Genomic DNA, 13016 nt, shown 5'->3' on the forward strand with positions numbered 1-13016 from the left:
ACCGGCATCCACGGCGGCGCGTGCGATACACATTGTCTCCAGGCCGACCCCCGCCGCGGCAAGCGAATAACCAGCGGGGACACTGAGGCGACCATCGCGCGCATCCATCGGAGCGCAGCCGTCGGAAGGAGCACGCCCGTGCAGCGGAAGGCGTACGTAACCGGCACCGCCGCCCTGCTCGCGGCGCTGCTCGCGGGCTGCTCCGGCGGCTCGGGCGGCGGCGGCGCGGCGGACGACGCCAACCCGGGCGACGCCGGGACCGCCACCACCGCGGCCCAGCCCGGCCGCTACCGCACCCTCCCCGAGCCCTGCGGCGCGGTGAGCCGCGGCACCCTCGACGCAATGCTGCCCGGCATCAAGCAGATCGCCGACCCCGACCAGCGGGACAAGGCGTACCAGGGCGAGGCCGAGCTGACCTATGACACCGACCGCAAGGTCGGCTGCCGCTGGAAGGTCCCGTCCGCCGACGCCACCGACCGCCTCTCGGTCGACCTGGAGCGCGTGGTGTCGTACGACAACACGGTCAGCGACGACGACCAGGCGCGGGAGCTGTTCGAGCAGAAGGAGACGGCCGCCGATCTCCCCGTGCCGAGCGGCACCCCCTCGACGAACACGCAGAGTGACGGCGCGGACGCCTCCCCCTCGGGCTCCCCCTCGCCCACCAGCTCCCCGAGCGGCTCCCCCTCCGCGCCCGCCGCCTCGGACTCCCCCTCGGGCGCCATGGCCCCCGAACTCCAGCCGCGCACCCTCTCCGGCCTCGGCGACGAGGCGTATCTGGACGACAAGCTCGGCTCGTCCGGCGGGGCGGCCGCACAGCGGACGGTGACTGTGGTGTTCCGCACGTCCAATGTCGTCGTCACCATCCAGTACGAGGAGCAGCCGATGGCCGCCGGCGCCGCACCCGACAGCAAGGAAATGCAGGACAGAGCCCAGAATCTGGCCGCCAAGCTGGACGACGCGCTGGGCAGCTGATCCACTTCCGGGCCCCTCGCACTCCCGGCCGCAAAGGTCCCGAACGGAAACCGCACAGCTCCTTCACCGCGTACGGTGGCCCCGCAGGAACCCGCACGAACACCGAGCGTCATGAGTGAAGGAACCATGCAGCGAGCCAAGCGAGACGACCGTGACCGACTGGAACAGCGAAACAGGCGGCTGCGCCGTGCCCTTGTCTGCGCGGCCGCGGTCCCCGCGGTGCTGATCACCGCGGCCTGCTCCTCGGACTCCGGCGATTCCAAGCCCAAGAGCGACGGCACCAGCGCCTCCAAGCCGGCGGGCGACAGCGCGTCACCGTCCGCCAGTTCCTCCCCGACGGTGGCGCCGGCGACGTACAAGACGCTGCCGGACGCCTGCAAGGCACTGTCGAAGAAGACCCTGGGCGACATGGTGCCCAAGGCCGACTCCTCGGGCAAGAAGGGCAGTTCGGACGAACCGTCCTCCCGTGCCTCCTGCTCCTGGAGCAGCCTGAGCAACAACGGCGTCAAGGGCTCCCAGTTCCGCTGGCTGAACATCTCCCTGCTGCGCTTCGACTCCGACACCACCCGCGGCTCGGGCAACACCCAGGCCCACACGTACTTCACCAACCAGGTCAAGGACGCCCAGTCGGTGGGCGGCGCCAAGAACGCCAAGGTCGTCCCGGTGTCCGGCACCGGCGACGAGGCGACGTCCGTGCGCTACGACCTGAGCAAGAAGGAGGGTCTCTTCAAGCAGGAGACCCTGGTGGCGCGGGCCGAGAACGTCGTCGTCACCCTCGACTACAACGGCGCGGGTCTCGCGGGCGACAAGACCCCCGACCCCGAGGACCTCGCCAAGTCCGCGGAGAAGGCCCTCAAGGAGGCGGTGGCCTCGGTCTCCGCGGCCAACAGCGGCACCGGATCCGGCGGTTCCTCGGCCGGCTCGTCCACGAAGCCCTCCGGCAGCGCCTCGGCCTCCGCGGGCTCCAAGAAGAGCTGATCGAACGGGCTTACGTCTGACCGGCACCACGTGCGCCGCACACGTGTGCCACCCTGTTGCGCGCAACAACAGGCAACGGGAGGGGAGTACGAGTGGCCGCGCCACCGCAGCTGACTCGGATGCACCGGATACTCATCGGCATGGTCGTGGGCGGCGCCCTGATCATCGCGGGGATCGGCTTCGCCGGTTCCTACGCGGCCGTCCGTGAGCTGGCCCTGAAGAAGGGCTTCGGGAACTTCGCCTATGTGTTCCCGGTCGGCATCGACGCGGGTATCTGCGTCCTGCTGGCCCTGGATCTGCTGCTGACCTGGATCCGCATCCCCTTCCCGCTGCTGCGCCAGACCGCCTGGCTGCTGACGGCGGCGACGATCGCCTTCAACGGCGCCACCGCCTGGCCCGACCCGCTCGGCGTCGGCATGCACGCGGTGATCCCGATCCTGTTCGTCGTCGCCGTCGAGGCCGCCCGGCACGCCGTCGGCCGGATCGCGGACATCACGGCCGACAAGCACATGGAGGGCGTCCGGCTCACCCGCTGGCTGCTCTCCCCGCTGCCCACGTTCCTGCTCTGGCGCCGGATGAAGCTCTGGGAGCTGCGCTCCTACGAGCAGGTCATCAAGCTGGAGCAGGAGCGCCTCGTCTACCAGGCCCGGCTGCGCTCCCGCTTCGGGCGCGCCTGGCGCCGCAAGGCCCCGGTGGAGTCCCTGATGCCGCTGCGCCTTGCGCGCTACGGCGTCCCGCTCGCGAAGACGGCCCCCTCGGGTTTGCTGGCGGCGGGCATCGAGCCGGTGCTGCTGCCGCCGGTATCCCTCTCGGCGACGCCCGAACTCACGGCGGGGACGGACGCGATACCGGCGGCGGACGCGATACCGGGGGCGGACGCGGCCACCGCGGCACCGGCCACCGCCACCGCCGTCGCCACGGACCCGGCCGCACCCGGTGCGGTCGCTGGCGCGAACCAGGCCACCGCGACGGCCCCGGCCACGCAGGCCACCGCCCCCGGCCCCGCCACCGCCCCGGGTGCCCCGGCCGCCGTACAAGCGTCCGCGCCCACCCCCCACCCCACGCGGAACGCTCAGGGCCTCCAGGGCCCCCAGCACCCCCAAAGCCCCCCGCAGGACGAGCAGAGCCCCTGGTTCCAGTCGCCTCGGGAGGTCGAGTACCACGGCGGGTACGACCCCTCCTTCGAGCCGCCCCCGGACCCGCAGTACTACCCGGAGGAGCAGTACGAGGACTGGTACGAGGGCCAGCCCCCGGAGCGGTTCCAGCAGCCCTCCCCCGAGGAGACCGGCAGCTTCCCCATCCCGGTCGGCCCCAACCGCACCCGCGAGTTGGGCGAGGGCGGCGGCCTCCCCGCCACCGAACCGGACGAGGACGCCTTCTACCAGGTGTTCCGGCAGTCGATAGACGGCAGTTACCCCACCGCCCACATCCTGGGCGAGAACATCCAGGCGACGTACGGCACCCAGCTCAGCCCGGCCGAGCTGAAGTCCCTCGCCGCCCGCTTCCAGCAGCGCCACTCGGCGGAGCTGGAGGAGGACCACATCGCCTGACGCCTCGTGGGCCGTTCCCCGGAGCGGCCCACGAAACACTCCCGGCCGGGTACACCCCCTGGCCAACGCGCGTAGCAACGAGCATCATGGCTTGCGCCAACGCACCATCCCGCACCGTACTTTCGCCTCTCTTTTGTCATGCACCGGTCAATTCGAACCGTTCGACGAAGGGAAACAGCAATGGCTTGCGGATCCACCAGCCTGTGGGCGGGAGAGACCTCCTGGTTCTGCTGCGGCAGTTCCTGGGGCCCCTGCGGCAGCACCGGCACCGGCGCCTGCGGCACCTGCCAGTCCGGAAAGAACATGGCCGCCTGGCCCAACCTCACGGCGGCCTGCTGGAACGTCACCAACCCGGCGGCCTGCGGCGAGAACATGCCCAGACGCGGCTGCGGTTCGGTCGTGAACGTCAAGCACCAGTGCTCCGGCGCCGCCGTCTGCGTCACCCTCGCCGACTGCGGCCCCAACACCCAGATGTGGTGCAGCGAGCAGACCTGCTGCAACGGCTCCTGCCGCACCCACCGGGTCATCGACCTGACCCCCGCGGCCTTCTCGGCCATCGGCAGCCTCAGCTCCGGCCTGCTTCCCGTCTACATCTACGAGTGAGGAGGACCACCACCATGACCGGACGCCACGGCATCGACCGCCGCTCCCTCCTGACCAGCGCCGCCCTCGGCGGCGCCACCATCGTGGGCGCCTCCGCACTCGGCGGCCTGGACGCGGACGCCGCCTTCGCCGCCCCCATGCCCTCCCTGGACCCGGCGGCCTCCCGGTCGTCGTTCATCGACGGCCGGGTCAGCCAGATCAAGGGCAGCACCCTCGACGTCGTCGAGTCCGACGGCACCCACAGGCTCATCCAGCTCACCAACGCCACCAGCATCTGGAAGCTGGAGACCGTCACCGCCGAGGCCATCGAGACCGGCGACGGCCTGTACGCGCGGGGCGTCGAGATGCCCGACGGCAGCGTGGCCGCCGACGCGGTCTGGGTGAACATCGTCAACCTCTATGTCACCGTCCGCGGCATCGAGCGCTCCCGGCTGCATCTGAGCCACGGCCGCAACGCCCTGGTCGGCCACATCGTGGCGAAGCGCACCACCGCCTCCTTCCGCGGCGGCGCCCTCACCTCCAACCTCTCCCAGCTCAAGATCGGGCACCACGCCCAGGTGCTCGGCGCCTGGCGGCCCGCGGACGACAGCGTGGACATCGCCCGCATCAGCGTCGGGCACTGAGCCGAGGGGAATCTTCCGATGGCATCGCTCACCACGAACCTCGCGACCCTGCTGCTCGGCGTCCTGCTCGCCGCCACCGGCGCGGGCAAGGCGTTCGGAAGGCAGGCCGCCGGGCAGGCGGCCGGCACCGTCCTGGTCCGCGTCCTGAACGACGGCCGCCGCGCCACCCGGGTCCTGCGGGCCACCGGCGCGGTGGAACTCGTCGTGGCCGCGGGCCTGTTGGCCGCGCCGACCACCGTCGTCCCCGGGATCGCCGCCGCCGCCCTCGGCCTCGGCTTCCTCGGCTACCTCGGGTACGCCCGCGCCACCGCCCCGGAGTCGTCCTGCGGCTGCACCGCCCGCAGCGACGGCCCGATCACCTGGCGGGCGTTCGTCCGCGCGGGCCTGGTCGTGGTGGGCGGCGCCGCGGCCGCCGGGGCCAGGACCGCCTGGTGGACCCAGGCCGCCCGGCACCCGGTGGCATCGCTCGCCTTCCTCCTCGTCACCACGGCCGTGCTGGCCGCGTTCTCCAGCGACCTGGACCAGCTGTGGCTGGTCCCGCTGCGCAGGACCCGGCTGCGGATCCTCGGCCATCCGCTCGGCGCCGGCCCGGACGAGGAGGTGCCGGTGGCCGCCTCCGTCGAACTGCTGGAGCGCTCGCTGGCCTGGGTCGCCGCCGCGCCCGTCGTCCGCTCCGGGCTGATCGACCACTGGGAGGCCGACGGCTGGCGCTTCCTCCAGTTCGCGGGGGTGCACGACCCCGACGACACGGCCCGCCCGGTCACCGTGCTGTTCGCGCTGGACCCGCGCGCGACGAAGGACACCACCGACCGACCGGCGGTCCGGGTCACCCTGATCGACGACCGGACCGACGAACCGGTCCCGGTGGACCTGCTCGCCTGACGGGGAGAGGCACAAAAAACAGGGGCCCTCCGGCTGGAGGGCCCCTGTCCTGTGGTGCCTACGTCACTGCCCGAGCAGCGCCCGCACCCGCTCCTGGCCCACCGCGAGCAGCAGCGTGGGCAGCCGGGGACCGGTGTCGCGGCCCACCAGCAGCTGGTAGAGCAGCGCGAAGAACGTCCGCTGGGCGGTCTTGATCTCCGGCGGCAGCTCCTTGGGCGTGGCGTCCGCCGAGAACCCGGCCTGCACCTTCGGCACGCCGTAGACGAGGTGCGTCAGGCCGTCCAGCGACCAGTGCTGGGCCAGGCCGTCGAGCAGCAGCCGCAGCGACCGCTGGGACGCCTCGTCCAGCGACTTCAGCAGCTCGGCGTCCGGCTCCTCGCGCACGATGGTCCGCTGGTCGGCGGGCACATGCGTATTGATCCAGGCCTCGGCCTTGTCATAGCGCGGCCGGGCCTCCGCCAGCGAGGACAGCGGGCGCTCCGGGTCCAGCTCGGAGAGGATCCGCAGGGCCTGGTCCTCGTGCCCGGCCGTGATGTCGGCGACGGACGCCAGCGTGCGGTACGGCAGCGGGCGCGGGGTCTTCGGCAGCTCGGCGGCGGCGGTGCCGACCGCGCGGGTGTACGCGGCCACGTCACCCGGCAGCGCGGAACCGTCGGCCACCTTGGCGGCGAGCTTGTCCCACTCGTCGTAGAGCCGCTGGATCTCCTGGTCGAAGGCGATCTTGAAGGACTGGTTGGGCCGGCGGCGGGCGTACAGCCAGCGCAGCAGCTGCGGCTCCATGATCTTCAGCGCGTCGCCCGGGGTGGGCACGCCACCGCGCGAGGAGGACATCTTGGCCATGCCGGAGATGCCGACGAACGCGTACATCGGGCCGATGGGCTGGGCACCGCCGAAGATGCCGACGATCTGGCCGCCGACCTGGAAGGACGAGCCCGGGGACGAGTGGTCGACACCGCTCGGCTCGAAGATCACGCCCTCGTAGGCCCAGCGCATCGGCCAGTCGACCTTCCAGACCAGCTTGCCGCGGTTGAACTCGCTCAGCCGCACGGTCTCGGTGAAGCCGCACTCCTTGCAGACGTACGACAGCTCGGTGGTGTCGTCGTCGTACGAGGTGACCGTCGTCAGGTCCTTGCCGCAGCCGCCGCAGTACGGCTTGTACGGGAAGTACCCGCCGCCGCCCGCGGAGCCGTCGTCCTCGGCGGCCGCGCCGGAGCCCTCCTCGGCCTCCAGCTCGGCCTCGTCCACAGCCTTCTGCTGCTGCTTCTTGACCTTGGGCTTGGTGCGGTACTGGGCGAGGATCGCGTCGATGTCGCCGCGGTGCTTCATCGCGTGCAGGATCTGCTCGCGGTAGACGCCCGAGGTGTACTGCGCGGTCTGGCTGATGCCGTCGAACTCGACGCCCATCTCGGCCAGCGACTCGACCATCGCGGCCTTGAAGTGCTCCGCCCAGTTCGGGTACGACGAGCCCTTCGGGGCCGGCACCGAGGTCAGCGGCTTGCCGATGTGCTCGGCCCAGGACTCGTCCACGCCCGCGATGCCCGCGGGGACCTTGCGGTAGCGGTCGTAGTCGTCCCAGGAGATCAGGTGCCGGACCTGGTGCCCGCGGCGGCGGATCTCGTCGGCGACCAGGTGCGGGGTCATGACCTCGCGCAGGTTGCCGAGGTGGATGGGGCCCGACGGGGAGAGGCCGGACGCGACGACGACCGGTTTGCCCGGGGCCCGGCGCTCCGACTCCTCGATGACCTCATCCGCGAAACGGGAGACCCAGTCGGTGGTCTCGGTGCTCTGAGCCACGATCGGCACGTCCTTCTTTCTCCATCGGGCAGCCGTGACGGTCGCACGGCTGACCGCTCCATTGTCCCAGGCGGGACCACTTCCGCGAAAACGCCTTTTCAACGCGTGGGACGCGCTTCCCAGCACGCGCGTTCACCCGCGGACCGGAAAATCCGCTTGGGGCCGCGTGGGATACTGGGCGTGACGATCCATCCCCACGAGGAGAACGGCACCTCACCTATGGCCTCGGTCACGTCCCTCAGCGACTCCGTCCAGCAGCAGCTCGCGTCCGCCCTCTCGGCCACCCTGCCGGAGGCCGCCGGCGCGGACCCGCTGCTGCGACGAAGCGACCGGGCCGACTACCAGGCCAACGGGATCCTGGCCCTCGCCAAGAAGGCGAAGGCGAACCCGCGGGAGCTGGCCACGCGGGTCGTCTCCCAGGTGGCCACCGGCGCGGTGATCCAGGACATCGAGGTCTCCGGCCCCGGCTTCCTGAACATCACCGTCTCCGACCGGGCGATCACCGACAACCTCGCCGCGCGGTACGCGGACGAGACCGGCCGCCTCGGAGTGCCGTTCGCCGCGCACCCGGGCACCACGGTGATCGACTACGCCCAGCCGAACGTGGCCAAGGAGATGCACGTCGGCCATCTGCGCTCCGCGGTGATCGGCGACTCGGTCGTCCAGCTGCTGGAGTTCACCGGCGAGACCGTGGTCCGCCGCCACCACATCGGCGACTGGGGCACCCAGTTCGGCATGCTCATCCAGTATCTGGACGAGCACCCGCACGAGCTGGACCACAAGACGTCCACCGAGGACACCGCGGCCTCCGGCGAGGAGGCGATGTCCAACCTGGACCGCCTCTACAAGACGGCGCGCAAGCTCTTCGACTCCGACGAGGAGTTCAAGACCCGCGCCCGCCGCCGGGTGGTCGACCTCCAGGCCGGCGACCCGCACACGCTCGCCGTCTGGCAGAAGTTCGTGGACGAGTCGAAGATCTACTTCTTCTCCGTCTTCGAGAAGCTGGACATGGAGGTCCGCGACCCCGACATCGTCGGCGAGTCCGGGTACAACGACATGCTGGCCGAGACCTGCCGCCTCCTGGAGGAGTCCGGTGTCGCGGTCCGCTCCGAGGGCGCGCTCTGCGTCTTCTTCGACGACATCTTGGGCCCGGACGGCAACCCGGTCCCGCTGATCGTCCAGAAGTCCGACGGCGGCTACGGCTACGCGGCCACCGACCTCTCCGCCATCCGCGACCGCGTCTTCAACCTCAAGGCGAGCACGCTGCTGTACGTGGTGGACGCCCGCCAGGCCCTGCACTTCCGCATGGTCTTCGAGACGGCCCGCCGCGCCGGCTGGCTGAACGACGACGTGACGGCCGTCCAGCTGGCCTTCGGCACCGTGCTGGGCAAGGACGGCAAGCCGTTCAAGACCCGTGCGGGCGAGACGGTCAAGCTCCAGGACCTGCTGGACGAGGCGGTCGACCGGGCGACGGCCGTGGTCCGCGACAAGGCCGAGAAGGTGGGCCTGACCGAGCAGGAGATCGAGGAGAACGGCCGGTACGTGGGTATCGGCGCGGTCAAGTACGCCGACCTGTCCACCTCGGCGGTGCGGGACTACAAGTTCGACCTGGACCAGATGGTCTCGCTGAACGGCGACACCTCCGTCTACCTCCAGTACGCCTACGCCCGTATCCAGTCCATCCTCCGCAAGGCCGGCGAGGCCCGCCCCACCGCCCACCCGGAGCTGGAACTGGCCCCGGCGGAGCGCGCCCTTGGCCTGCACCTGGACCAGTTCGCCGAGACGGTCCTGGAGGTGGCCGCCTCCTACGAGCCGCACAAGCTGGCCGCCTACCTGTACCAGCTGGCCTCGCACCTGACGACCTTCTACGACCAGTGCCCGGTCCTGAAGGCCGAGTCCCCCGCCCAGATCGAGAACCGCCTCTTCCTGGTCGACCTCACTGCCCGCACCCTCCACCGGGGCATGTCCCTGCTGGGCATCAGGACCCCGGACAAGCTCTGACCCCGATCAGGGCCCCGGGTGGGCCTTGGTGACCGGTTCGCCGGCGGCCTCCGCACCGGAGCCGCCGGCGTTCTGTTGCGCCAGTTCCCGCACCCGCCGTACCAGGGCCTCCCGCACCTCGTCCGGTGCCAGCACCCGCAGCGGTGTCCCCAGCCCGAGCAGATAGCGGGCCAGGCCGTCCGCGTCGACGCCCCCGATGTCGACCAGGGTCGCGTCGGGGCCGTCCGGGCGGTGGGTGCCGATGGTCGCGGGGACGAGCCGGAGGGCCTGGTCGAGGGGGAGGGGGAGGCGGACGGTGGCGGACAGGGGGTAGGGGCCGTTCGCGATGTTCCGGGAGACCAGGTGGGCCGGGTCCGGGGGGTCGCTGAGGTCGGCGGGCCGGCCGGTGGGCTGGAGGCGGTCGACGCGGTCCGCGCGGAAGGTGCGCCACTGGCCGCGGGCCACGTCCCGGGCGACCAGGTACCAGAGCCTGCCCGTGTGGACCAGCCGGTACGGGTCGATGTCCCGGACCGTGGCCCGGCCCTCCGCGTCCGTGTACGCCAGCCGGGCCCGCTCCGCTCTCCGGCACACGGCCGCCAGCTCCAGCAGCAGCGCGGGGCTGACCCCCGAGCCGCGCGCGCCGGGGAGCAGGACGAGGGCGTCGTCCAGTTCGCCCAGGCGGTCCGCGATCCGGCGCGGCAGCACCTGGCGGAGTTTCAGCAGGGCGGAGAGCGCGGCCTGGTCGCTGCCCAGGGCGCGGTTCAGGGCCGCCTCGCCGAGGCCGACAGCGACGGCCAGCGCCTCCTCGTCGTCCAGGATCAGCGGGGGCACCCGGGAGCCGGCGCGCAGCCGGTAGCCGCCCCAGGGGCCGGCCTCGGAGTCGACGGAGTAGCCGAGTTCGCGCAGGCGGGCGATGTCCCGGCGGACCGTGCGGTCGGTGACCTTCAGGGACCGGGCCAGTTCGGCGCAGGTCCACGAGGGACGGGAGGAGAGGAGGTTCAGCAGGCCCAGCAGCCGGGCGGAGGTGGCTAGCACGGGGGTTTCCCGGGGGGAGTCTCGGACAACGGCGGCACAACCAGGACCGTACCTGTCCTGGTCACGTCGTACCGTTCCCCTCATGACTACGGAGACCACTCCCGCGATCCGCTACGCCGCCGTCACCTTCGACTGCGCCGACCCCGCAGGACTCGCCCGCTTCTACGGCGAGCTGCTCGGCTACCGCACCCTCTTCGCCACCGACGACTTCGTCCTGCTCGGCACCGAGGGCACCCCCGGCCTCGGCTTCACCCGTGTCGCCGACTACCGCCCGCCCACCTGGCCGGACCCCGCCCAGGGCAAGCAGGCCCATATCGAGCTGGGCGTGGACGACCTGGCGGAGGCCGAGCGGCGGAGCCTCGAACTGGGCGCCACCAAGCCGGAGTTCCAGCCGGGCGAGAAGCGCTGGACGGTGCTCCTCGACCCGGCCGGACACCCGTTCTGCATCACGACGCTGGCCTAGGGCTTCGGCCTCAGTTGGCCGTGCAGGTGAACGTCGGCCAGGTGGTGGAGCCGTTCTTCTGCACCGTGAGACCCCAGCTGTTGCCGCTGCCGTTGGACTTGGCGGTCAGCACCTGGGCACTGGGATAACTCGCGGCCACGTTCCAGGTCGACAGGACCTTCTCCGGGGCCGGGACGTTCGCTGTCACCGTCCAGTTGTTCGCCCCGCTCACCGAGACGTTCAGGTTGTACCGGTCGTCCCACACCTGCCCCGCGGTCACGGTCGTCGTACAGCCGCCGGTGCCACCACCGCCGCCACCGCCGCCACCGCTTCCGTCGGGTGCGACGGCGCGGCCGGTCTGGGGGGAGATCATCCCGGGGCACATTCCGCGGCTCGCCAGGTTCTGGGCGATCAGCGGGATGGCGGCCAGGCTGTTGGCGGGCCATTCGTGCATGAGGATGACCTGGCCGTTGCCGAGCCGGGAGACGGCCTGGACGATGGCGTCGGTACTGGCGCCGTTCCAGTCCCCCGAGTCGATGTCCCAGATCACCTCGGTCAGGCCGTACTTGGCCTCGACGCCCTTCAGCGTCGCGTCGGTCTCCCCGTACGGCGGCCGGAACAGCTTCGGCGTCCCGCCGCCGGCGCTCGCGACGGCCTGCTGGGTGCGGGAGACCTCCGAGTCGATCTGGGCCTGGCTCAGCTGGGTCAGGTGCGGGTGGGTGTAGCTGTGGTTGCCCACCCACATCCCGGCGTCGATCTCGGCCTTGACCTGGGCCGGGTACGCCGCCGCGTACTGTCCCTCGTTGAACATGGTGGCCCGCAGCCCGTTCTGCCTCAGGGCGTTGAGGACGGCCGGGGTGTGGTCGTTGGACGGGCCGTCGTCGAAGGTCAGTCCGACGTACCCGTTGCAGGTGGCGGCCCGTGCGGGGGCGGCGCCGACGGTCAGGGTGCCGGCCGTGGCCGCCGCGAGGGCGGCCGCGACGGCGACGGCGAGTCTGGCGGTGCGCATGCGCGTGCTCCTCCTTGTGGGTCCGGCCTCAGTTGGCCGCACAGCTGAACGTCGGCCAGGTGGTGGAGCCGTTCTTCTGCACCGTCAGACCCCAGCTGTTGCCGCTGCCGTTGGACTTGGCGGTCAGCACCTGGGCACTGGGATAACTCGCGGCCACGTTCCAGGTCGACAGGACCTTCTCCGGGGCCGGGACGTTCGCGGTCACCGTCCAGTTGTTCGCCCCGCTCACCGAGACGTTCAGGTTGTACCGGTCGTCCCAGGACTGGCCCGCGGTCACGGTCGCCGTGCAGCCGCCGGTACCACCGCCACCCGTGCCACCGCCCGAACCGGAGCTGTCCACGGTGATGTTGGAGCTGCCGCTGCTCTGGTAGCCCTCGGTCGCCATGATCATGTAGTAGTTGAAGCTGCCCAGGTTCATCCCATGGCTGGCCCAGGCGTCGAAGTGGTTGCCGGTGGTGATGGTGCCGCCGGTCCGCTTGGACTGCCGCACGCTCCAGTACTGGTTGAAGGTCTTGGTGCCCTCCACCGACGGGGCGTTGGTCCGGGTCGTCTCGTAGATGTCGTACGTCCCGCCGTCACTGGTGACCGTGCCCTTGAAGGTGCCGGTGGGCCGGTAGCTGCCCCAGTTGTCGACGATGTAGTACTCGACGAGCGGGTTCGAGGTCCAGCCGTACAGCGACAGATACACGTTGCCGGACGGGTTGAAGGTGCCGGAGTAGGTCACACTGCGGCGACCACCGTTGCTCCAGCCCTTGCCGGCCACGAAGTTGCCGGCGTTGCTCCAGTTGGTGCTGTAGTTGCCCGCGGACCCCAGGTTCATTGAGACGGTGCCACCGCCGTCGGTCCAGAACGAGTAGTAGTACCCGTTGTCGGTACCGGTCTGGTTCGAGGTGATGACCGTGTCGGCGCCGGCGATCCCGGCGCCGGGCAGGGTCAGCGCCCCGACAGCGAGCAGGACGACGGCGCAGACACCTCGGAAGAGCGAGGTGAGAGGGCCCCGGGGGCGGCGTTCTCTTCGGCTGCGGATCTTCATGGACGTGCTTCCTCCTCATGGATCTGATGGAGCCGGATGAGGGTGGAGCGACGCGCTGCGCGACGGTGCCTCAGTGTTGAGGCGTACACAAGGACAGTCAATGGTTTCGGTAGTA

General features: G+C 71.1%; 12 protein-coding genes. 8 read left to right on the top strand and 4 right to left on the bottom strand.

The window, feature by feature from the left end; genetic code table 11:
* Positions 1-138: 138 nt before the first annotated feature.
* From HEP81_RS17090 to HEP81_RS17115, 6 genes are all read left to right on the top strand, one after another.
* Positions 139-972 carry a hypothetical protein gene (locus HEP81_RS17090; RefSeq protein WP_037663444.1) on the top strand — a complete coding sequence of 278 codons (834 nt, stop codon included), beginning with the start codon at positions 139-141 and terminating at the stop codon, positions 970-972.
* Positions 973-1098: 126 nt separating this feature from the next.
* Positions 1099-1950, top strand: coding sequence for a DUF3558 domain-containing protein (locus HEP81_RS17095; RefSeq protein WP_243279438.1), 852 nt, complete (start codon positions 1099-1101; stop codon positions 1948-1950).
* Positions 1951-2069: 119 nt separating this feature from the next.
* Entirely contained in the window at positions 2070-3500 is a 1431-nt protein-coding gene (locus HEP81_RS17100; RefSeq protein ID WP_063755293.1) for a DUF2637 domain-containing protein, read from the top strand.
* Between the two features lie 180 nt (positions 3501-3680).
* Complete coding sequence (locus HEP81_RS17105; RefSeq protein ID WP_037663441.1) at positions 3681-4103, top strand: RlpA-like double-psi beta-barrel domain-containing protein; 423 nt, start codon at positions 3681-3683, stop codon at positions 4101-4103.
* 14 nt (positions 4104-4117) lie between these two features.
* Positions 4118-4726 carry a cell wall protein gene (locus HEP81_RS17110; protein WP_106980093.1) on the top strand — a complete coding sequence of 203 codons (609 nt, stop codon included), beginning with the start codon at positions 4118-4120 and terminating at the stop codon, positions 4724-4726.
* A gap of 18 nt (positions 4727-4744) precedes the next feature.
* Positions 4745-5608: a MauE/DoxX family redox-associated membrane protein gene (locus HEP81_RS17115; RefSeq protein ID WP_037663437.1), complete on the top strand. Its 864-nt coding sequence runs from the start codon at positions 4745-4747 to the stop codon at positions 5606-5608.
* 63 nt (positions 5609-5671) lie between these two features.
* Here HEP81_RS17115 and lysS read toward each other — a convergent pair whose 3' ends face one another.
* Positions 5672-7411, bottom strand: coding sequence for a lysine--tRNA ligase (gene lysS, locus HEP81_RS17120; RefSeq protein ID WP_037663435.1), 1740 nt, complete (start codon positions 7409-7411; stop codon positions 5672-5674).
* Positions 7412-7621: 210 nt separating this feature from the next.
* On the opposite strand from lysS, the gene argS reads away from it, so the two are divergent.
* Positions 7622-9403, top strand: a complete 1782-nt coding sequence (gene argS / locus HEP81_RS17125; RefSeq protein ID WP_037663433.1) for an arginine--tRNA ligase — start codon at positions 7622-7624, stop codon at positions 9401-9403.
* Positions 9404-9409: 6 nt separating this feature from the next.
* Here the strand turns inward: argS and HEP81_RS17130 are convergent, their stop codons facing one another.
* Entirely contained in the window at positions 9410-10417 is a 1008-nt protein-coding gene (locus HEP81_RS17130; RefSeq protein ID WP_051850684.1) for a helix-turn-helix transcriptional regulator, read from the bottom strand.
* Positions 10418-10499: 82 nt separating this feature from the next.
* Between HEP81_RS17130 and HEP81_RS17135 the strand changes: the two genes are divergently transcribed.
* Entirely contained in the window at positions 10500-10880 is a 381-nt protein-coding gene (locus tag HEP81_RS17135; RefSeq protein WP_154822744.1) for a VOC family protein, read from the top strand.
* A gap of 10 nt (positions 10881-10890) precedes the next feature.
* Here the strand turns inward: HEP81_RS17135 and HEP81_RS17140 are convergent, their stop codons facing one another.
* Both HEP81_RS17140 and HEP81_RS17145 read right to left on the bottom strand, forming a co-directional pair.
* Positions 10891-11868: a polysaccharide deacetylase family protein gene (locus HEP81_RS17140; protein ID WP_154822745.1), complete on the bottom strand. Its 978-nt coding sequence runs from the start codon at positions 11866-11868 to the stop codon at positions 10891-10893.
* A 28-nt stretch (positions 11869-11896) separates the two neighbouring features.
* Positions 11897-12901 carry a glycoside hydrolase family 11 protein gene (locus tag HEP81_RS17145; protein WP_154822746.1) on the bottom strand — a complete coding sequence of 335 codons (1005 nt, stop codon included), beginning with the start codon at positions 12899-12901 and terminating at the stop codon, positions 11897-11899.
* Between the last annotated feature and the right edge of the window lie 115 nt (positions 12902-13016).

It is taken from the genome of Streptomyces griseofuscus (genome assembly GCF_014673495.1).
Lineage (GTDB): Bacteria > Actinomycetota > Actinomycetes > Streptomycetales > Streptomycetaceae > Streptomyces > Streptomyces murinus.